20 protein-coding genes, 1 pseudogene and 1 other annotated feature are annotated in these 19,381 nt (G+C 54.4%); of the genes and pseudogenes, 8 read left to right on the plus strand and 13 right to left on the minus strand.

Annotated features, from left to right (window positions below):
* Nucleotides 1-492: 492 nt before the first annotated feature.
* The 3 genes from clpB to rluD form a co-directional block, all read right to left on the minus strand.
* Nucleotides 493-3,066 (minus strand): ATP-dependent chaperone ClpB, encoded by a 2,574-nt coding sequence (clpB, locus tag WFM46_RS18370; RefSeq protein ID WP_336998194.1) that lies wholly within the window; start codon nt 3,064-3,066, stop codon nt 493-495.
* 129 nt (nt 3,067-3,195) lie between these two features.
* Nucleotides 3,196-3,927, minus strand: a complete 732-nt coding sequence (gene yfiH / locus WFM46_RS18375; protein WP_336998195.1) for a purine nucleoside phosphorylase YfiH — start codon at nt 3,925-3,927, stop codon at nt 3,196-3,198.
* Nucleotides 3,924-4,904, minus strand: coding sequence for a 23S rRNA pseudouridine(1911/1915/1917) synthase RluD (gene rluD, locus WFM46_RS18380; protein WP_336998196.1), 981 nt, complete (start codon nt 4,902-4,904; stop codon nt 3,924-3,926). Before rluD ends, yfiH begins: the two co-directional genes overlap by 4 nt.
* Nucleotides 4,905-5,034: 130 nt before the next feature.
* Between rluD and bamD the strand changes: the two genes are divergently transcribed.
* The 4 genes from bamD to pheA all read left to right on the plus strand — a co-directional run bounded on the left by bamD (nt 5,035) and on the right by pheA (nt 7,804).
* Nucleotides 5,035-5,772: an outer membrane protein assembly factor BamD gene (gene bamD / locus WFM46_RS18385; RefSeq protein WP_103180775.1), complete on the plus strand. Its 738-nt coding sequence runs from the start codon at nt 5,035-5,037 to the stop codon at nt 5,770-5,772.
* A 271-nt stretch (nt 5,773-6,043) separates the two neighbouring features.
* Nucleotides 6,044-6,385: a ribosome-associated translation inhibitor RaiA gene (raiA, locus tag WFM46_RS18390; RefSeq protein WP_032613238.1), complete on the plus strand. Its 342-nt coding sequence runs from the start codon at nt 6,044-6,046 to the stop codon at nt 6,383-6,385.
* Between the two features lie 103 nt (nt 6,386-6,488).
* Nucleotides 6,489-6,614 (plus strand) — a sequence feature (Phe leader region).
* Nucleotides 6,490-6,537, plus strand: a complete 48-nt coding sequence (locus WFM46_RS18395) for a hypothetical protein (protein ID WP_193312005.1) — start codon at nt 6,490-6,492, stop codon at nt 6,535-6,537. It overlaps the preceding feature by 48 nt.
* A gap of 29 nt (nt 6,615-6,643) precedes the next feature.
* Nucleotides 6,644-7,804, plus strand: a complete 1,161-nt coding sequence (gene pheA, locus WFM46_RS18400) for a bifunctional chorismate mutase/prephenate dehydratase (RefSeq protein WP_336998197.1) — start codon at nt 6,644-6,646, stop codon at nt 7,802-7,804.
* Here the strand turns inward: pheA and WFM46_RS18405 are convergent.
* The 3 genes from WFM46_RS18405 to aroF are packed head-to-tail and all read right to left on the minus strand — an operon-like array spanning nt 7,801 to nt 10,936.
* Entirely contained in the window at nt 7,801-8,673 is an 873-nt protein-coding gene (locus tag WFM46_RS18405; RefSeq protein ID WP_336998198.1) for an SMP-30/gluconolactonase/LRE family protein, read from the minus strand. The two genes, pheA and WFM46_RS18405, sit on opposite strands and share 4 nt — an antisense overlap.
* Before the next feature lie 60 nt (nt 8,674-8,733).
* On the minus strand, nt 8,734-9,855 hold the full coding sequence (gene tyrA, locus WFM46_RS18410) for a bifunctional chorismate mutase/prephenate dehydrogenase (protein WP_103180778.1): 1,122 nt from the start codon (nt 9,853-9,855) through the stop codon (nt 8,734-8,736).
* A 10-nt stretch (nt 9,856-9,865) separates the two neighbouring features.
* Nucleotides 9,866-10,936, minus strand: coding sequence for a 3-deoxy-7-phosphoheptulonate synthase AroF (aroF, locus tag WFM46_RS18415; protein ID WP_103180779.1), 1,071 nt, complete (start codon nt 10,934-10,936; stop codon nt 9,866-9,868).
* A gap of 214 nt (nt 10,937-11,150) precedes the next feature.
* Here aroF and WFM46_RS18420 point away from each other — a divergent pair, with 214 nt between their 5' ends.
* From WFM46_RS18420 to dgcN, 3 genes are all read left to right on the plus strand, one after another.
* Entirely contained in the window at nt 11,151-11,525 is a 375-nt protein-coding gene (locus tag WFM46_RS18420) for a DUF2799 domain-containing protein (protein WP_103180780.1), read from the plus strand.
* A 199-nt stretch (nt 11,526-11,724) separates the two neighbouring features.
* Entirely contained in the window at nt 11,725-12,210 is a 486-nt protein-coding gene (locus WFM46_RS18425) for a YfiR family protein (RefSeq protein ID WP_103180781.1), read from the plus strand.
* Entirely contained in the window at nt 12,203-13,423 is a 1,221-nt protein-coding gene (gene dgcN, locus WFM46_RS18430; RefSeq protein ID WP_336998199.1) for a diguanylate cyclase DgcN, read from the plus strand. The genes WFM46_RS18425 and dgcN overlap by 8 nt, the downstream gene beginning before the upstream one ends.
* On the opposite strand, the gene WFM46_RS18435 is transcribed toward dgcN, so the two are convergent.
* The 7 genes from WFM46_RS18435 to ffh form a co-directional block, all read right to left on the minus strand.
* On the minus strand, nt 13,407-14,774 hold the full coding sequence (locus WFM46_RS18435) for a PepSY-associated TM helix domain-containing protein (protein ID WP_336998200.1): 1,368 nt from the start codon (nt 14,772-14,774) through the stop codon (nt 13,407-13,409). The genes dgcN and WFM46_RS18435 overlap by 17 nt on opposite strands.
* A gap of 53 nt (nt 14,775-14,827) precedes the next feature.
* A complete protein-coding gene (locus WFM46_RS18440; RefSeq protein WP_336998201.1) occupies nt 14,828-15,223 on the minus strand; it encodes a DUF2946 domain-containing protein in 396 nt (131 codons plus the stop codon).
* 130 nt (nt 15,224-15,353) lie between these two features.
* A complete protein-coding gene (gene rplS / locus WFM46_RS18445) occupies nt 15,354-15,701 on the minus strand; it encodes a 50S ribosomal protein L19 (RefSeq protein WP_002914145.1) in 348 nt (115 codons plus the stop codon).
* Nucleotides 15,702-15,742: 41 nt separating this feature from the next.
* Nucleotides 15,743-16,510, minus strand: a complete 768-nt coding sequence (gene trmD / locus WFM46_RS18450; RefSeq protein WP_103822530.1) for a tRNA (guanosine(37)-N1)-methyltransferase TrmD — start codon at nt 16,508-16,510, stop codon at nt 15,743-15,745.
* A gap of 30 nt (nt 16,511-16,540) precedes the next feature.
* Nucleotides 16,541-17,080 (minus strand): ribosome maturation factor RimM, encoded by a 540-nt coding sequence (gene rimM / locus WFM46_RS18455; RefSeq protein WP_301564410.1) that lies wholly within the window; start codon nt 17,078-17,080, stop codon nt 16,541-16,543.
* A gap of 15 nt (nt 17,081-17,095) precedes the next feature.
* Nucleotides 17,096-17,344 carry a 30S ribosomal protein S16 gene (gene rpsP / locus WFM46_RS18460; protein WP_003863133.1) on the minus strand — a complete coding sequence of 83 codons (249 nt, stop codon included), beginning with the start codon at nt 17,342-17,344 and terminating at the stop codon, nt 17,096-17,098.
* Between the two features lie 252 nt (nt 17,345-17,596).
* On the minus strand, nt 17,597-18,958 hold the full coding sequence (ffh, locus tag WFM46_RS18465; protein WP_103180786.1) for a signal recognition particle protein: 1,362 nt from the start codon (nt 18,956-18,958) through the stop codon (nt 17,597-17,599).
* A gap of 166 nt (nt 18,959-19,124) precedes the next feature.
* Between ffh and WFM46_RS18470 the strand changes: the two are divergent.
* Nucleotides 19,125-19,381, plus strand: a pseudogene (locus WFM46_RS18470) (cytochrome C assembly family protein); the annotation flags it as partial.

Genomic DNA, 19,381 nt, shown 5'->3' on the forward strand with positions numbered 1-19,381 from the left:
GCCGCCAGCGTTCAATCTGAGCCATGATCAAACTCTTCAATTTAAGTTTGATGCTCGTGAATTAAACTTCGTAATGAATTACGTGTTCACTCAGAGACTTGGTATTCATTTTTCGTCCGAGGACGTTAAGAATCCATGTCACTTTGAGTGCCCACACAGATTGTCTGATAAATTGTTAAAGAGCAGTGCCGCTTCGCTTTTTCGCTGCGGCGCGGGGTGTGCATATTACGCTTCCCCGCCTCAGAGTCAAGCGATTATTTTCGCTTTTCTCCGTGAGGTTCTTACCGAACCCCGCTGACCCGGCGGCGTGTTTGCCGTTGTTCCGTGTCAGTGGTGGCGCATTATAGGCGCTTATTCCTGACTGGCAAGTATAAAGTGAAAATTATTTATCAACCGCTCACTTTCCAGGCAATCACGCTTCAGAAAGCCCATTCTTGCCTGGTTTTTAAACAAAAACGAGCCCCTGAGGGCTCGTTTTCATCGTTTTGTGACTTACTGCACTGCCACAATCTGGTCGTCTTGCTTCACCAGTTGGATGGTTTTGCCTGGCAGCAGCTTCCCGGAAAGAATTTGCTGCGCCAGCGGGTTTTCGATCTGCTGCTGGATGGCACGTTTGAGAGGACGTGCGCCGTACACCGGATCGTACCCATTTGCGCTCAGCAGTTGCAGCGCGTCATCCGCAATATGCAGTTCATATCCACGCTCTTCCAGACGTTTATACAGACGCTGCAGCTGAATACGGGCAATAGAAGCAATGTGTTTTTCACCCAGTGGATGGAAGACCACGACTTCATCGATACGGTTGATGAACTCAGGACGGAAACTGTGGCTAACCACGCCCATCACCAGATCCTTCATATGGCTGTAATCCAGTTCACCAAAACGCTCCTGAATCAGATCGGAACCCAGGTTCGAAGTCATGATGACCACCGTATTACGGAAGTCGACCGTTCTCCCCTGCCCGTCGGTCAGGCGTCCGTCATCCAGGACCTGCAGCAGAATGTTGAACACATCCGGGTGCGCTTTTTCCACTTCATCCAGCAGGATGACGGAGTACGGACGACGGCGAACCGCCTCTGTCAGGTAACCCCCCTCTTCATAACCGACATATCCCGGAGGTGCACCCACCAGACGTGAAACGGAGTGTTTCTCCATAAATTCAGACATGTCGATACGAACCATCGCATCGTCACTGTCGAACATGAAGTTCGCCAGCGCCTTACACAGTTCCGTTTTACCGACACCGGTCGGCCCCAGGAACAGGAAGGAGCCAATCGGACGGTTAGGATCGGACAAACCGGCACGGCTACGACGGATCGCGTTCGATACCGCCTGAACCGCTTCATCCTGACCGATGACGCGATGATGAAGATCTTCCTCCATGCGCAATAATTTGTCGCGCTCGCTCTCCATCATTCTGGCTACCGGGATACCGGTCCAGCGCGCCAGTACCTCAGCGATCTCTGCATCCGTCACTTTATTGCGTAACAGACGCATGGTTTTGCCTTCAGCCTGGGTTGCCGCCGCCAGCTGTTTTTCCAGCTCCGGAATTTTGCCGTACTGCAGCTCAGACATTTGCGCCAGATCGCCCACGCGACGCGCCTGCTCAATGGCAATCTTCGCCTGTTCCAGCTCGGCTTTAATCGTCTGGGTGCCGGAGAGGGACGCTTTTTCCGCCTTCCATTCTTCTTCTAAACCAGAGTATTGACGCTCTTTATCTTCCAGCTCTTCATTAAGCATATCCAGACGCTTTTTACTCGCTTCATCAGACTCTTTTTTCAGCGCCTGCTGCTCAAGCTTGAGCTGAATGATCCGGCGATCGAGTCGGTCCAGCTCTTCTGGCTTGGAGTCAATCTGCATACGAATACTGGAGGCCGCTTCATCGATAAGGTCGATCGCTTTGTCAGGCAGCTGTCGGTCGGCAATATAGCGATGCGACAAGGTAGCAGCCGCCACGATGGCCGGGTCAGTAATCTGCACATGGTGGTGCAGCTCATAGCGCTCTTTCAGGCCACGCAGGATCGCGATGGTATCTTCCACTGACGGTTCAGCCACAAACACTTTCTGGAATCGACGTTCCAGAGCAGCATCTTTTTCAATGTACTGACGATACTCATCAAGCGTGGTGGCGCCAACGCAGTGCAGCTCGCCGCGAGCAAGAGCGGGTTTCAGCATGTTCCCGGCATCCATGGCACCATCGGCTTTACCTGCTCCCACCATCGTGTGCAGTTCGTCGATAAACAGAATGACGTTGCCTTCCTGTTTCGCCAGATCGTTGAGCACGCCTTTTAAGCGTTCTTCAAATTCGCCGCGGTATTTGGCCCCGGCCACCAGCGCGCCCATATCCAGTGCCAGTACACGGCGGCCTTTCAGACCCTCCGGCACTTCACCATTGACGATACGCTGGGCAAGCCCTTCCACAATAGCCGTTTTACCGACGCCCGGTTCACCAATCAGCACCGGGTTATTTTTGGTACGGCGCTGCAGAACCTGAATGGTACGGCGGATCTCTTCGTCACGGCCAATGACCGGGTCAAGCTTGCCCTGTTCCGCACGCTCAGTCAGGTCGACCGTATATTTTTTCAATGCCTGACGCTGATCTTCAGCACCCTGATCGTTCACGCTCTCACCTCCGCGCATTTGTGCAATCGCCTGCGTCACATTGGCGGTAGTTGCGCCAGCTGTTTTCAGCAGGTCGGTCAAGGTGCCACGTGATTCAAGCGCCGCCAGAACAAAGAGCTCTGACGAAATAAAGTTGTCGCCGCGTTTCTGCGCCAGTTTGTCGCACAGGTTTAATACGCGAACCAGATCCTGAGACGGCTGTACATCTCCGCCAGTGCCCTCTACCTGCGGTAAACGGCTCAGCGCCTGATCGATGGCTGTGCGTAACTGGCCCGCATTAATGCCGGCAGATGTCAATAAAGGACGTACCGATCCCCCTTCCTGATTCAGTAAGGCACTCATTAAATGAAGAGGTTCGATAAACTGATTGTCGTGCCCCAGTGCGAGAGACTGGGCATCGGCGAGAGCAAGCTGGAATTTATTAGTAAGACGATCCAGACGCATAACTCCTCCCATAACAGGTCAAAATTGCTACTGGAGATTAAATGAGGTCATCCCTCAATTATTCAAGGTGAATGACCTGAATTATGCGAAAAGAAAACGGCGCGTACCGGATCGTCTTGATTCTATAGGTTATATCAGCCAAATGAAACTTGCCATACGCCCGGTAGTCTTGTCGCGGCGATAGGAAAAGAAATCATCGTTTTCGGTGAAGGTGCAGCGATCGCCGCCGTAGATCTGGCTGATACCGACGCGGGTCAGGCGCTGGCGGGCAAGCTGATAAATGTCCGCCATATACTTATCCCCTGCCGGAAGGAAAGCGCTCTGCGCCTGCGGATCGTGCGCCATAAAAGCGTCGCGCACCTCCGGCCCCACTTCAAAAGCCTGTGGGCCAATGGCCGGGCCAAGCCAGGCGATGATGTTATCCGCGCCGTCGGCAAAACAGGCGACGGTCTCTTCCAGTACGCCAGCGCACAATCCGCGCCAACCGGCATGGGCGGCGGCCACTTCCGTGCCCGCACGGTTGCAGAAAAGCACCGGCAGACAGTCAGCAGTCATGACGGCACAAACCGTGCCCGGAGTATTGCTGTAAGACGCATCGGCACGTTTCGAGGCATACGGTTCACCGGTGAGACGAAGCACAGCGGTACCATGTACCTGTTCAAGCCAGACCGGTTTTGACGGCAACTGGCCTGCCGCAAACAACCGCTTACGATTCTCTTCAACGTGATCGAGGTTATCGCCACAGTGAGCGCCCAGGTTCAATGATGCCCAGGCCCCCTCACTCACGCCGCCGATACGGGTTGAACTGCAGGCCGCCACACTTTCAGGCGCAGGCCACTCCGGGACAATCAGTTTGGTCATAACCAGTCCACGTCATCCTTATGTTCTTCAAAATCGGCACGCATCGCGTCGATAAGATCCACCATATCCTGTGGAATTGGCGCATGCCATTCCATCTCAATGCCGGTGATCGGATGGTAGAGACGTAGCATGGTTGCGTGCAGGGCCTGGCGGTCGAATTTACGCAGCATCGCGATAAATTCGTCAGACGCCCCTTTCGGTGGACGCGGACGACCACCGTACAGCTGATCGCCCACCAGCGGATGGGTGATATAGGACATATGCACACGGATCTGGTGCGTACGGCCCGTTTCCAGACGCAGACGCAGACGCGTATGAATGCGGAAATGCTCCATAATGCGGTAGTGCGTGACGGCCGGTTTACCCATCGGGTGAACGGACATGTGGGTACGCTTGGTCGGATGGCGACTGATTGGCTGCTCTACCGTGCCACCGGAGGTCATATGCCCAATAGCAACCGCTTCGTATTCACGGGTGATTTCACGCAGCTGCAGGGACTCCACCAGACGCGTCTGCGCCGGAATGGTCTTGGCAACGACCATCAGGCCGGTGGTGTCTTTATCCAGACGGTGAACGATCCCCGCCCGCGGTACGTCCACAATAGGAGGATAGTAGTGCAGCAGGGCGTTCAGTACAGTGCCGTCAGGGTTACCTGCGCCAGGGTGTACAACCAGATCGCGCGGCTTGTTAATAACCAGGATGTCGTCATCTTCATAGACGATATTCAGCGGGATATCCTGAGGCTCAAAACGGACTTCTTCTTCGATATCAGCATTGATGGCGACCACTTCCCCACCCAACACTTTCTCTTTTGGCTTGTCCCAGATCTTGCCATTTACCAGCACGCGCTGGTCAAGAATCCATTCTTTTATGCGTGAACGCGAATAATCAGGGAACATTTCGGCCAAAGCCTGATCTAAGCGTTGTCCGAGCTGTTTTTCGGAGACTGTTGCGGTGAGTTCTACTCGTTGTGCCATAGACTGCTTCTTCGTTTAACGTTGGGTTTTACGGCTTTGCCGTTTAATATAGTGTGCTATTGTAGCTGGTCTTAATCGGGAGCAGGAAAGAGATTCTCCCGGACAAACATTTGAGGAAAGTCAAAACGTCATGACGCGCATGAAATATCTGGTGGCAGCGGCCACGTTGAGCCTGGCTTTGGTAGGCTGCTCCGGTTCGAATGAACAGGTCCCTGACAATCCGCCGAATGAAATCTATGCGACTGCTCAGCAAAAGCTGCAGGACGGTAACTGGAAACAGGCGATAACGCAACTGGAAGCGCTGGATAATCGCTATCCATTTGGCCCGTACTCCCAGCAGGTACAGTTGGATCTGATCTACGCCTACTATAAAAATGCCGATCTGCCACTGGCCCAGGCGACGATTGATCGCTTCATGCGTCTGAATCCGACCCATCCGAATATTGACTACGTGATGTATATGCGCGGCCTGACCAATATGGCGCTGGATGACAGCGCGCTGCAGGGCTTCTTTGGTGTGGATCGCTCCGACCGCGACCCGCAGCACGCCCGCGATGCGTTTAATGACTTCTCTAAACTGGTTCGCGGCTACCCGAACAGCCAGTACGTAACGGATGCCAGCAAACGTCTGGTGTTCCTGAAAGACCGTCTGGCGAAATACGAATACTCTGTGGCGGAATACTATACCCGTCGTGGTGCATACGTTGCCGTCGTGAACCGCGTCGAAGGCATGCTGCGTGATTATCCGGATACTCAGGCAACGCGTGATGGCCTGAAGCTGATGGAAAACGCCTATCGCCAGCTGCAGATGACCTCCCAGGCTGACAAAGTGGCGAAGATCATCGCCGCGAACAGCAGCAGCTCCTGATCGTCCAGTAGAATGCAAAACGGCAGCCTCAGGGCTGCCGTTTTTTTATCCATTTCCGCATCAAGCTGAAGCGGTTTAGCCTGCACGAATCCTATCAACTATGGCCGCAATTTGTCGCTTCGACAAGGTAAATGTTACGTGTTCCTGTCCTGCCTCACAAAAAGAATCCGTTGACAAAAAGTGACATAAAAATGTGATTTACATCACACATTTTGACATTAGGAACGGTATGCTGGACTCACCAAGACGGGAAAGACAAGAGGTAAAATTTATGACAATGAACATTACCAGTAAACAAATGGAAATTACTCCGGCAATCCGCCAGCACGTCGCAGACCGTCTCGCCAAACTGGATAAATGGCAAACACACTTGATTAACCCACATATCATTCTCTCTAAGGAGCCACAGGGTTTCATCGCTGACGCAACTATCAATACTCCAAACGGCCATCTGGTCGCCAGCGCGAAACATGAGGATATGTACACCGCCATCAACGATTTGATTAACAAGCTGGAACGGCAGCTCAATAAAGTGCAACACAAAGGTGAAGCCCGTCGCGCCACAACATCGGTGAAAGACGCCAGCTTCGCAGAAGAAGTTGAAGATGAGTAATCCCTTACATTGAGTCTATCGCCAACGCGCCTTCGGGCGCGTTTTTTATTGACAGGGTGAAAACAGTACGGGTACTTTAAGTCTGTCTTCTGAAGGAATTTTCCATGACCATTAAACCGTTTTTCTTCGCATTCTTTTTTACCTTCCCCTGATTGGGAGGCGTTTCGTCGTGTGATAAAGAATGCGAAGACGAACAATAAGGCCTCCCACACCGGGGGGCCTTTTTTATTGATAACGATAAATGACAAAGGCAACGCTATGACACCGGAAAACCCGTTACTGGATCTGCGAGATAAGATCAGCGCTCTGGATGAAAAATTGCTTTCACTAATGGCCGAACGCCGTGCGCTGGCCGTTGAGGTCGGAAAAGCAAAGCTGGCTTCACATCGTCCGGTACGCGATATCGATCGGGAGCGCGACCTGCTGGAACGCCTGATTAACCTTGGTAAAACGCACCATCTGGATGCGCACTACATTACCCGTCTGTTCCAGCTGATTATCGAAGATTCCGTTCTCACCCAGCAGGCGTTGCTGCAGCAGCATCTGAACAAAACTAATCCGCACTCGGCGCGTATTGCCTTCCTGGGACCAAAAGGGTCCTATTCCCACCTCGCTGCACGTCAGTATGCTGCCCGTCACTTCGAAGAGTTTATTGAGAGCGGCTGCGCGAAGTTCGCCGATATTTTCAATCAGGTAGAAACCGGCCAGGCAGATTACGCTGTCGTGCCGATTGAGAACACCAGTTCCGGTGCCATCAACGACGTTTACGATCTGCTCCAGCACACTACGCTGTCGCTGGTCGGCGAGATGACGATCCCGATTGACCACTGCGTACTGGTTTCCGGAACGACTGACCTCGACAAGATCGAGACGGTTTACAGCCACCCACAACCTTTCCAGCAGTGCAGCCAGTTCCTGAACCGCTATCCGGGCTGGAAAATTGAATATACCGAAAGCACGTCAGCCGCGATGGAGAAGGTCGCACAGGCCAACTCCCCCACCGTTGCCGCGCTCGGCAGCGAAGCGGGCGGGGCGCTGTATGGCTTACAGGTGCTGGAGCGCAACCTGGCCAACCAGACGCAAAACATCACCCGTTTCATCGTGCTGGCGCGTAAAGCGATCAACGTCTCCGATCAGGTGCCGGCCAAAACCACCCTGCTGATGGCGACGGGCCAGCAGGCCGGTGCGCTGGTTGAGGCTCTGCTGGTACTGCGCAATCACAATCTGATTATGACCAAACTGGAATCGCGCCCTATTCATGGCAACCCGTGGGAAGAGATGTTCTATCTCGATATCCAGGCCAACCTGGAGTCTGCGTCCCTGCAGAAAGCCCTGCGTGAACTGGGTGAGATCACCCGTTCCATGAAGGTGCTGGGATGCTATCCGAGCGAAAACGTCGTCCCGGTCGATCCGGCTTAACGCGCAATAAATGGGCCTTTTTTCACTCCTGCCACGCTGACGGGCAGGGTGAAAATGGCGCCGGAAAGAGGATATGCCGCCACCTCCTGTGCATCCATGTTCTCACGGGTGGTGGTAATAAACAGCGTCTGCATATCATCGCCCCCGAAACAGACCATTGTCGGACAGCGCACCGGCAACCGGTACTCTTCCAGCTGTTCGCCCTGCGGTGAAAAACGGGCGATCCGCCAGCCGTCAAACAGCGCGCTCCAGTAACAGCCCTCCACATCCACCGCCGCGCCGTCCGGGATCCCCTCCCCCGGCTGGAACCGACGAAAGACTTCCCGTTTACCCGGTTCGCCCTGCTCATCCAGCGGCGTACGGTAGATCACCGCATTGGGCGTGTCTGAGGCGTACATCCAGCGCCGGTCATCGCTAAAGGCCAGCCCGTTATGGCCGTGGATATCACACTGGATCACCTCCGGCGTCAGGTCGTTATCGATACGCATCAGCAAGGCGCCGTTATAGTCCCCCGGTGCCCAGAATGTGCCCGCGTAAAAGCGGCCGAAATGATCGGTTCCCCCGTCATTAAAGCGTGCCAGCTGCGGGTTCGACGGATTATCACAAACTTTTCGTTGTAGCAGCCCATGCTTATCCGCCAGCCAGATGCCCGTGCGCATGGCGACAATAAAGCCCCCATCCTGACGCAGCGCAAAGCACCCCACCTCTTCATGGAAGGATAAAACGCTATGTTCACCCGTCGGCAGATGGTAGCGGTGGATCTCGCCTTCCAGAATATCCGCCCAGTAGAGCGCGCTTTCTGCTTCGCTCCAGGTGGGGCACTCTGGTAAGTGCCCCGTATAGTCAAACAAAACGCGTGGTTCAGCCATGACAGTTCCCCAAAATAAAAAAAGCCAGCAGTGCTGGCTTTCAGTATATACATCATCAGATTACTGGCGACTGTCATTCGCCTGTCGGAGCAAGATGCGGCTCTCGCTCTGGAAACGCTGGGCGTAATCGCCAAACCAGTGCTCGACCTTGCGGAAGCTGTCGATAAAGGCCTGCTTATCGCCCTGCTCCAGCAGCGTAATCGCCTCACCAAAACGCTGGTAGTAACGTTTGATCAGCGCCAGGTTATTGCCCGAGGACATAATGATATCCGCATAGAGCTGTGGATCCTGGGCAAACAGTCGTCCGACCATCGCCAGTTCAAGACGATAGATAGGCGATGACAGCGACAGCAGTTGCTCAAGCTGAACGTTCTCTTCCGCCAGGTGCAGGCCATACGCGAAGGTTGCGAAGTGGCGCAACGCCTGGATAAAGGCCATGTTCTGGTCATGCTCGACGGCACTGATCCGGTGCAGTCGTGCGCCCCATACCTGAATCTGCTCCAGGAACCACTGGTACGCTTCTGGCTGACGGCCATCGCAGTAGACGACTACCTGCTTCGCCAGGCTGCCGCTGTCCGGGCCGAACATCGGGTGCAGCCCCAGCACCGGACCACGGTGTGCGGCAAGCATCGCCTGCAATGGACCATTTTTTACCGAGGCGAGATCGACCAGAATACAGTCATCCGGCAGCGGTGGCAGTCGGGCAATAATCTCTTCGGTGATGTGAATCGGTACGCTGACAATGACCATACCCGCATCAGCCACCATCGCCTGCGCCCGGGTCCAGTCTTCTTTTTCAAGGATGCGGACCTGGTAGCCTGAGAGCGTGAGCATCTTCTCGAAGAGACGCCCCATCTGCCCGCCGCCACCGACAATGACCACCGGGCGCAGCGTCGGACAAAGGGTTTTAAATCCCTTGTCGTTTTCGCTGGAATACGACTCGCGCATCACCCGGCGCAGTACATCTTCTATCAGGTCCGGCGAGACGCCCAGCGCCTGCGCCTCTTTGCGCCGGGAGGCCAGCATGGAGGCTTCGCGCTCCGGCACGTAAATCGGCAAGCCATATTTACTTTTGACTTCACCTACCTCGGCGACCAGCGCCATGCGGCGCGCCAGCAAATCCAGTAGCGCCTTATCTACCTCATCAATTTGATCGCGCAGGGCGGTCAATTCAGCAACCATAACAAACCTCTTAAGCCAGACGCGTCGCCAGCTGGCCGTTCAAATCTTTGTGGATCTCACGCAGCAGCGCATCGGTGGTTTCCCAGCTGATGCAGGCATCCGTAACAGATACCCCGTATTTCATGGTGCTGCGCGGCTGCTCAGATGACTGATTGCCTTCATGGATGTGGCTTTCAATCATCAGGCCAATAATCGAACGGTTGCCATCTTTGATCTGCGCGACGACGGATTCCGCCACCGCAGGCTGACGACGGTAATCTTTATTGGAATTACCATGACTGCAATCTACCATCAGCGCCGGGCGCAGTCCTGCCTGTTCCATCTCTTTTTCACACTGCGCCACATCTGCCGGGCTGTAGTTCGGCGCTTTGCCGCCGCGCAGGATGACGTGTCCGTCCGGATTGCCCTGGGTCTGTAGCAGACAAACCTGGCCCGCCTGGTTGATGCCGACAAAACGGTGCGGCATGGCAGCGGCACGCATAGCGTTGATGGCTGTCGCCAGGCTGCCGTCGGTACCATTTTTGAAACCGACCGGCATGGAGAGGCCAGAAGCCATTTCACGGTGCGTCTGAGACTCGGTCGTACGCGCCCCGATTGCCGACCAGCTAAAGAGATCGCCCAGGTATTGTGGGCTGTTCGGATCCAGCGCTTCTGTTGCCAGCGGCAGCCCCATGTTCACCAGCTCCACCAGAAGATTACGCGCAATCTTCAGACCGGCTTCCACATCAAACGAGCCATCCATGTGCGGATCGTTAATCAACCCTTTCCAGCCGACGGTGGTACGAGGTTTTTCAAAATAGACGCGCATGACCAGGTAGAGGCTATCGCTGACCTCCTCGGCCAGAGCTTTAAAACGATGGGCATATTCGATGGCAGCTTCAGGATCATGAATAGAGCACGGACCACATACCACCAGCAGACGCGGATCGCGCCCGGCGATGATGTCGGAAATGGTCTTGCGGGAGTGCGCGATTTGCGCCTCCTGCTCAACGCTCAGCGGGAATTCCGCTTTCAGTTGATCCGGAGTAATCAAAACATGTTCATCAGTAATATGTACGTTATTCAGCGCGTCTTTTTGCATGATTGCGGTCCTGGAAGCTCGTTTGCGATAGTGGTTTCCTCACTGAGGAAGCCCAACGATATCACATCAAGTAAAGATTTCAATCCAAAATGCGTAAATAATAGTTTACAACACCCCTTTTCAAGCAAAAAACATCTGATTAAGGTGTAACGTAAAAATTACAGAATAGATTCTTATCGCCAGGCTATGCTCAATGGAAAAAGGAGAATGCCTTATGCGCCTGACCGTTATCCCGCTTTTGGGTCTGCTATTAACCGCTTGTCAGATTGATCCTTACACTCATCAGCCTCACTGGACCGGCACCGACTGGTATGGTGCGGGGAAAGAAGACGCGATGGACGGCGTGGCCGTAAAATCCCGTGAAACGCTTGCCGCTAATTTTAATGACCCTAAGGTGGACCGCCCGGCCTATCTGAAAGGATATAAAGAGGGGCAAAAGAAAATATGCCAGGAAAATTTTGTTTACGCCTGGGGATTAGCCGGTCGAATATTCCCCGCCAGCTGTGATACCGCTGAAAACGCCACTCAGCTCCGCACCGCCTGGCAGCAGGGTATGGATGAAGGTACAAAAGCCAGCCGTTTGAATTAATAACCTCGATAGCTCCTTTTTAAATTAAGGAGCCAGGATTTTACTCAAGCTCCTTAATATCAGCGCGACGTAATGACGATCCGGGTAAAAAATGGTATTATTGCGGCAAAACTAAAGGGCTAATATTCCCAGAGTGGTATGGCGGATTCTGGTGGGTAACTATTTTCTCATTTCCGGTTGTCGGGTAGCGCTGGTAGTAATGCTGTTAATATCCTGCGGACACGCTATTGGCGGAACATTATCCAGAACGGATAAATCGGTACGTTCAATTGTCTCCGGGATCGTCAGTTATACCCGCTGGCCCACCCTCTCTGGCCAGCCAACCCTGTGCATTTTCGCCTCTTCCCGCTACGTTGAGGCGCTCAGTATCGATGGTCCGGACACGCTGCCCTATATCCCCGTCATTATCCATAGCGATCAAGAGGCACTGAGTGCAGGATGCCATGCGCTCTATTTTGGCAGTGAGCCTCCCCACGCCCAACTTGAATTAAGCACAGCATTTAATGCCAGACCGTTACTCCTCATTGCGGAGCAAAATTCGCAGTGTCTTACAGGCAGCGCTTTTTGCCTGATAATAGACGATAGACAGGTCAGATTTTCCGTCAATATGAATGTGCTGTCGCGCAGCGGAGTCCGGGTTAGTCCTGATGTGTTAATGCTTGCATGGAATACAAAGCATGAATAAGGAATTTACATCAGCGCCGCGTCCAACGTTCAAAAGAACCCTCAGGCGCATCAGTATAATTAGTGTTCTCATTACCATGACGCTGGTCTGGTTATTATTGTCTATTGCTTCGGTATTCACACTGAAACAGTACGCGCAACGAAACCTTGAATTAACCAGCGCCACGGTAAGTCGCAGCCTGGAGGCGACGCTGGTCTTTAATGATACCGCCGCCGCTCACGAAGCGCTGGCCACACTCGGCAAACAGGGGCAATTTTCGTCAGCAATATTGCTGGACCGCCACGATAACCCTTTTGCGGCGTGGTCAATGGAGCCAAACGTGCAGGCGGATCCCCTGAGTCAACTGGTCAGCCAGTGGTTATTCCCCCAGCCCATCAGACAGCGCGTCTGGCACAACAACCTGCCGATTGGTGAGTTACGCCTTACCGCACGTGACAGCCTTATTAGTCACTTTCTCTGGACGTCTCTGGCCGTGTTAACCGGTTGCATCCTGTTTGCCTCCCTGGTGGCGTTAGCGATAACCCGCACCCTGCACAATGGCGTGGTCACCGCCCTGCAAAACATTACCGAGGTGGTGCATGATGTCCGTACGAACCGGAATTTCTCCCGCCGGGTGCCAGAGGAACGTATTGATGAATTTCATCGTTTCGGTCAGGACTTCAACAGCCTGCTGGATGAAATGGAGGAGTGGCAGCGCAAGCTACAGGCGAAAAATGCCCAGCTGCTGCGCACTGCCATGCACGACCCGCTCACCGGGCTGGCGAATCGGGCCGCTTTTCGTACCCGCATCTCGGCCCTGATGAGTGACGCCTCCTCGCGGTCTAACGCCGCCCTGCTCTTCCTGGATTGCGATGACTTCAAGCTGATTAACGATACCTGGGGGCACGCCGCGGGCGACGATGTGCTGATTGAAGTGGCCCGCCGCATGGTCGAATTCAGCGGCGGGCGTCATCAGCCCTATCGTCTGGGCGGGGATGAATTTGCCATCATTCTGTATGGCGTCCACTCGGAGTACGAGGTCCTGCGCCTTTGTGCTGCCCTGACGCAGCAGTTCAGCCCCTCATATGAGCTGCAAAACGGACTCAGCACCAGAATGTCGCTAAGCATTGGCTTCGCGCTGGGCTGGGAACACCATTCCGTTGAAGCGTTGCTCGATCAAGCCGACCGGAATATGTATCTGGTGAAGCATCAGCGTCCTAGAAATTCCGCGTAGAAGACAACGCCGCTGATGCCCCTCGCCAGCGCAGCCAGTCAATGATGACGAACAGCGCCAGGCTGCACCCCATTACTGGCATCGCCAGCCCCAGTAAAAAGGCGATAGCGAAAGAGAGTACGCGCCCCCACAGCGGCAACGCCAGCCAGCTCTGACACAGCGTCTGCGCGGGATTGGTTGCCGTCTGGCGGGGTCTTCGCATCCACCACATCCGGTATCCCCAGACGATCATCACACACAGCGCGAGGCCAAAAGCGATCAGCACCAGCTGGTTTGGCAGGCCAAACAGCCCCCCCATATGGAAATCCACACCCCAGCGGGTCAGTTTGGCCATCAGCGGGAAATCCGCAAAGCGGGTCCGATCGATCACCGTCAGGGTCGCCGGGTCAACAGCCACCGCGTCCACCTGCGTCGGCCAGCCGCGATCGATCTCCGTTACCGTCCACGCCGTGGTAGCGCTTTTCGCCGGGCGGATCTCCAGCTTCGTGGCATCAATACCTGCTGCATAAGCCGCGTTCATTACGCCGTCATACAATGCCAGGTCGGGCTTCATCTGCGGCATGGGCATCGACATGTGGTGGCCATGATGATCGGCATGCGGATCGGCGACCTCCGCCGGACCGTGCAGCTGCGTGTTCACCTGCGGCGTGAGCCAGTTCAGCTGCGCACGCAGTTTATCCACGTTTCCCCCCGCCCACTGGGACCAGGTCAGGCCGGTAGCCGAGAACAACAGCATGCCCAGCAGCAGACACCAGCCGAGGGAGACGTGCAGCCGACGGTGGTTCTGGAAGCGGTTATTGATGCGCCGTTTTGGCCGGTTATAGAACCACAGCGCGATCCCTCCCAGTGCAGCAATCCACATCCATGACGCGGCCAGCTCGCTATAGATACGCCCGATATCGCCCAGCAGTAATGACCGATGCAGATAATCAATCTTCTGACGTAACGGCAGGATACCGCTGGTGCCATAGACGGTCATATCGCCGCGCACCGCCAGGCTGACCGGGTCGATAAAGATGGCCCGGTTCTCAGAGGCGTTCAGCGTCGGGTCGGCATACATCACCCGGGTGGTTTCACCTGCGGCCAGGCCCGGGCGTACCGCATGCAGAGGTAGCTCTCCGCCGGTGACCTTTTCTGCGACCGCGATCTGTTCAGCAAGGGGACGCGCTTCTCCCTCGGTTTCACTGAATAGCGCATGATGATAAAGCGCATTTTCCAGCTGCGGCGTAGCGACATAGAGCGTACCCGAGAGCGCAGCGATAAAGATAAACGGCCCGACAAACAGACCAATATAGAAGTGAAGACGACGCAGCAGGTTGCCCCAGGCTGCGCGCGATGTGCAGGTAGTCATGCTTTCCCTTTTTCAGGCAATAGATTATCGGTACACCGGGGTGTACGTTTTATTTAAATGGAATAAGCAGACAGGTGCGGCGGTGCGCGGGTATCGGGGCAGAGCCAGGGGAAGAAGTGCCAGTGGCGAACAGAGGGGCGCGGCGGCGTCAGACGCTGCCTGAGTAACACCGCGCAGAGCAGCATCACCAGCGCCAGAATCACACCCGGCACGTGGGCCAACAGTACGCAGTAACCGCAGGCTTCGGCATGGTCGACAGGCATGCTTTCAGGCGGGGCATGGTGCTCCGCCATCATGCTCATGTCATGGTGCATGCCGGGCATCGCGCTCATGGGATCTTTTTGCAACGAGACAGAGACCAGCGGCGCAAAGACGATCATCAGGATCGCAAATAACGCGAGACCTGCCGCGATACGTTGCCATTTTGTCTGATGCTGTTGAATCGTCACTTACCCTCCGTCAGAGCAGGGGCATTGTAAACGATTTATGACGAAGAAGTTAATGCGCAGGGCACAGAGAGATAAAAAAAGGGCCGGCCATTCGGCCAGCCCTTTTTACAGGATGTCGCACAAGCGAATCTTAGTTCAGACGCTCTTTAATACGAGCAGACTTACCAGTACGCTCACGCAGGTAGTACAGTTTAGCTTTACGTACAGCACCACGACGTTTAACAGCAATGCTGTCAACTACCGGAGAGTGAGTCTGGAAGACACGCTCAACGCCTTCGCCGTTGGAAATTTTACGAACAGTGAATGCAGAGTGCAGACCGCGGTTACGGATAGCGATAACCACGCCCTCAAATGCCTGCAGACGTTTTTTGGAACCTTCAACAACCCATACTTTCACTTCCACGGTATCACCCGGACGGAAGGAAGGTACGTCCTGCTTCATCTGCTCTTGTTCAAGTTGCTTAATAATGTTGCTCATAATTTAATCTCTTATCCTGGGTAAACTGATATTTGGGGGCCTCAGGCCATCCCATCATGTTTCTGCTGCTGGTGCGCATGTTCAGTTTTGAATTCGCCCAGCAACTTTGCTTGCTCTTCAGTCAGAGCCAGGTTTTCCAGAAGTTCAGGTCTTCTAAGCCAGGTACGGCCCAGCGACTGCTTCAGGCGCCAGCGACGAATCTCGGCATGGTTTCCCGACAGTAATACTGGCGGTACCTCCATCCCTTCTAACACTTCAGGACGGGTATAGTGTGGACAGTCCAGCAATCCATCAGCAAAAGAGTCTTCTGTTGCTGAAGCTTCATGGCCCAGAACCCCCGGAATAAACCGGGAAACCGAGTCAATCAGCGTCATTGCCGGTAACTCACCACCGCTGAGAACGTAATCGCCGATAGACCATTCTTCGTCAATCTCGGTTTGAATTACGCGCTCATCTATCCCTTCGTAGCGACCACACACCAGAATCAGTTTCTGATTCGTTGCCAGTTCGCTGACGCCCGCTTGATCAAGCTTGCGTCCCTGAGGTGACAGATAAATCACCTTTGCGCCTTCACCTGCCGCGGCTTTTGCTGCTGCGATGGCATCCCGCAAGGGTTGAACCATCATGAGCATCCCCGGTCCGCCGCCGTAAGGACGATCGTCCACGGTACGGTGCCGGTCATGCGTGAAGTCACGTGGACTCCAGCTTTCGATGCTCAGCAGGCCATTTTTTACTGCCCGGCCAGTTACCCCGTAATCAGTAATCGCGCGGAACATTTCAGGAAACAGGCTAATAATGCCAATCCACATAGCGCCGTCTTTTACCGTTTTCAGGAGAATTTAAAAACCAGGATCCCAATCTACTTCGATAGTACGAGTAGCGAGATCGACTTTCTTGATAACCTGCCCATCGAGGAACGGAACCAGCCGCTCCTTGATACCAAACGCATCTTTCAGGTTTGCCTTAATGACGAGAACGTCATTGGATCCGGTTTCCATCATATCGATGACTTTCCCCAGACCGTAACCTTCAGTCGTGACTACCTGGCAACCCATAAGGTCTTTCCAGTAGTAGTCACCCTCTTCCAGCTGTGGCAACTGCGACGAATCGACGACAATTTCACAATTAGTCAGCGCATTCGCGGCATCACGATCGTCAACGCCTTTCAGCTTGATGATGATGTCCTGATTGTGGTGACGCCAGCTTTCCAGCTCGACCTCTTCCCACTTACCGGCCTTCTGGATAAACCAGGGCTGATAGTCAAAAATGCTTTCGGCGTCTTCGGTGGAGGAAAACACTCTGAGCCAACCACGGATACCGTAGCAAGAACCCATTTTGCCCAATACAATCGGTTCAACAGGTGCTTTTTTGCTCATCATGACCACCGTGACAGATTAAGCTGCTTTGTTTGCTGCTTTGATCAGCGTAGCAACGCGATCGGAAACAGTAGCGCCCTGGCCAACCCAGTGAGCGATACGATCCAGATCCAGACGGGTTTCTTCTTCTGCGCCAGCGGCCAGTGGGTTGAAGAAACCAACGCGCTCGATGAAGCGACCGTTGCGTGCATTACGGCTGTCGGTGACAACAACCTGGTAGAATGGACGCTTTTTTGCGCCGTGACGTGCTAAACGAATAGTTACCATAACATCCTCTTGTGTGAATAAAACACCGGGCCCCATCGAGGGAAGGAGCCCGGTGTCATATTAAAAGCCCGAAAATTTTACTGATTTCTGGGGAAAATGCAATCAGCATCTGTTTTTTACTGCACAAGGCCAGGGCGTAACCGGTGCAGCCAGTTTGGCGTCGGCGTGCGCGCAGCTACCGGAGCGTACTTTGCGTACGTGAGGATAGCGAGCACACCCCGGCGTCAAAATGGCAAATAAGGTAGCCCGATATTATCTACCCGGGAATCCTGGGGGCATCATGCCCTTCATGCCGCGCATCATTTTGGCCATGCCGCCCTTCTTCATCTTCTTCATCATGCGCTGCATGTCGTCGAACTGCTTCAGAAGACGGTTCACGTCCTGGACCTGCATCCCACAACCCGCCGCGATACGGCGTTTACGGGAGCCTTTGATGATTTCCGGCTTCGCGCGCTCTTTCAGCGTCATAGAGTTGATAATCGCCTCCATGCGCACCAGGACCTTGTCGTCCATCTGCGCTTTCACGTTATCCGGAATTTGCCCCATGCCCGGCAGCTTGCCCATCAGGCTCGCCATACCGCCCATGTTTTTCATCTGGCGCAGCTGCTCCAGGAAGTCGGTCAGATCGAAGCCGTCGCCTTTTTTCAGCTTGGAGGCCAGCTTCTCGGCCTGGGCACGGTCAACCTTGCTCTCGATATCTTCGATCAGCGACAGCACGTCGCCCATGCCGAGGATACGGGAGGCAATACGGTCCGGGTGGAACGGCTCCAGCGCTTCGGTCTTTTCGCCGACGCCGAGGAACTTGATTGGCTTACCGGTGATATGACGAATAGAGAGCGCCGCACCGCCGCGGGCGTCGCCGTCCACTTTGGTCAGCACCACGCCGGTTAACGGCAGCGCTTCGTTGAAGGCTTTTGCGGTATTGGCCGCATCCTGACCGGTCATGGCGTCAACGACAAACAGGGTTTCTACCGGGTTGATCGCGGCATGCACCTGTTTAATCTCGTCCATCATCGCTTCGTCAACGTGCAGACGACCGGCGGTATCCACCAGCAGCACGTCAAAGAACTTCAGCTTCGCCTCTTTCAGCGCCGCGTTAACGATATCGATCGGTTTCTGTCCGACATCGGACGGGAAGAACTCCACGCCAACCTGTTCAGCCAGGGTTTCCAGCTGTTTGATCGCCGCCGGGCGATAAACGTCGGCAGAGACGACCAGCACTTTCTTCTTGTGCTTCTCGCGCAGGAATTTACCCAGCTTACCGACGCTGGTGGTTTTACCCGCACCCTGCAGACCCGCCATCAGCACCACTGCGGGTGGTTGCGCCGCCAGGTTCAGGCTCTGGTTCTCTTCGCCCATCGCCGCAACCAGTTCGTTACGCACGATTTTGACGAACTCCTGACCCGGGGTCAGGCTCTTATTCACTTCATGGCCAACCGCTTTCTCTTTTACGCGGTTGATGAAATCACGGACGACAGGCAGCGCGACGTCTGCTTCGAGCAGCGCCATACGCACTTCGCGCAGCGTCTCTTTAATATTGTCTTCGGTAAGGCGTCCACGGCCGCTGATGTTGCGCAGCGTGCGCGACAAACGATCGGTTAAATTATCAAACATTGTCTCTCGCCTGGGGTAGAAACGTTAGGTCGCTGGCGCGACACGTACACAGAATTTTGCCGGAGTATAACATGAAGCCGTCTTTGTTGTTATGCAACGGTTGGAGCACGCCTCACGTAACGTTATACTGCATCTCTTTCTTATCAGGACAACTGTCGACACCTATATGCCTGTTTTCGCTCTGATCGCCCTCGTCGCGTACTCTGTCAGCCTTGCGCTGATCATTCCTGGCCTGTTACAAAAAAACAGTGGCTGGCGGCGAATGGCTATTTTGTCGGCGGTCATCGCGTTGATAAGCCACGCTTTTGCGCTCGAAGCGCGCATTTTACCGGGCGATGGCAGCGGGCAGAACCTGAGCCTGCTTAACGTCGGCTCACTGGTCAGCCTGGTGATCTGTACGGTGATGACTATCGTGGCCTCGGA

It is taken from the genome of Leclercia sp. M50, from assembly GCF_037150775.1.
GTDB lineage: Bacteria > Pseudomonadota > Gammaproteobacteria > Enterobacterales > Enterobacteriaceae > Enterobacter.

What these genes read in the sequence shown, in the direction of transcription:
- clpB (WP_336998194.1), bottom strand. Translation starts at nt 3,066, where the DNA reads ATGCGTCTGGATCGTCTTACTAATAAATTCCAGCTTGCTCTCGCCGAT.
- yfiH (WP_336998195.1), bottom strand. Translation starts at nt 3,927, where the DNA reads ATGACCAAACTGATTGTCCCGGAGTGGCCTGCGCCTGAAAGTGTGGCG.
- rluD (WP_336998196.1), bottom strand. Translation starts at nt 4,904, where the DNA reads ATGGCACAACGAGTAGAACTCACCGCAACAGTCTCCGAAAAACAGCTC.
- bamD (WP_103180775.1), top strand. Translation starts at nt 5,035, where the DNA reads ATGACGCGCATGAAATATCTGGTGGCAGCGGCCACGTTGAGCCTGGCT.
- raiA (WP_032613238.1), top strand. Translation starts at nt 6,044, where the DNA reads ATGACAATGAACATTACCAGTAAACAAATGGAAATTACTCCGGCAATC.
- pheA (WP_336998197.1), top strand. Translation starts at nt 6,644, where the DNA reads ATGACACCGGAAAACCCGTTACTGGATCTGCGAGATAAGATCAGCGCT.
- WFM46_RS18405 (WP_336998198.1), bottom strand. Translation starts at nt 8,673, where the DNA reads ATGGCTGAACCACGCGTTTTGTTTGACTATACGGGGCACTTACCAGAG.
- tyrA (WP_103180778.1), bottom strand. Translation starts at nt 9,855, where the DNA reads ATGGTTGCTGAATTGACCGCCCTGCGCGATCAAATTGATGAGGTAGAT.
- aroF (WP_103180779.1), bottom strand. Translation starts at nt 10,936, where the DNA reads ATGCAAAAAGACGCGCTGAATAACGTACATATTACTGATGAACATGTT.
- WFM46_RS18420 (WP_103180780.1), top strand. Translation starts at nt 11,151, where the DNA reads ATGCGCCTGACCGTTATCCCGCTTTTGGGTCTGCTATTAACCGCTTGT.
- WFM46_RS18425 (WP_103180781.1), top strand. Translation starts at nt 11,725, where the DNA reads ATGCTGTTAATATCCTGCGGACACGCTATTGGCGGAACATTATCCAGA.
- dgcN (WP_336998199.1), top strand. Translation starts at nt 12,203, where the DNA reads ATGAATAAGGAATTTACATCAGCGCCGCGTCCAACGTTCAAAAGAACC.
- WFM46_RS18435 (WP_336998200.1), bottom strand. Translation starts at nt 14,774, where the DNA reads ATGACTACCTGCACATCGCGCGCAGCCTGGGGCAACCTGCTGCGTCGT.
- rplS (WP_002914145.1), bottom strand. Translation starts at nt 15,701, where the DNA reads ATGAGCAACATTATTAAGCAACTTGAACAAGAGCAGATGAAGCAGGAC.
- trmD (WP_103822530.1), bottom strand. Translation starts at nt 16,510, where the DNA reads ATGTGGATTGGCATTATTAGCCTGTTTCCTGAAATGTTCCGCGCGATT.
- rimM (WP_301564410.1), bottom strand. Translation starts at nt 17,080, where the DNA reads ATGATGAGCAAAAAAGCACCTGTTGAACCGATTGTATTGGGCAAAATG.
- rpsP (WP_003863133.1), bottom strand. Translation starts at nt 17,344, where the DNA reads ATGGTAACTATTCGTTTAGCACGTCACGGCGCAAAAAAGCGTCCATTC.
- ffh (WP_103180786.1), bottom strand. Translation starts at nt 18,958, where the DNA reads ATGTTTGATAATTTAACCGATCGTTTGTCGCGCACGCTGCGCAACATC.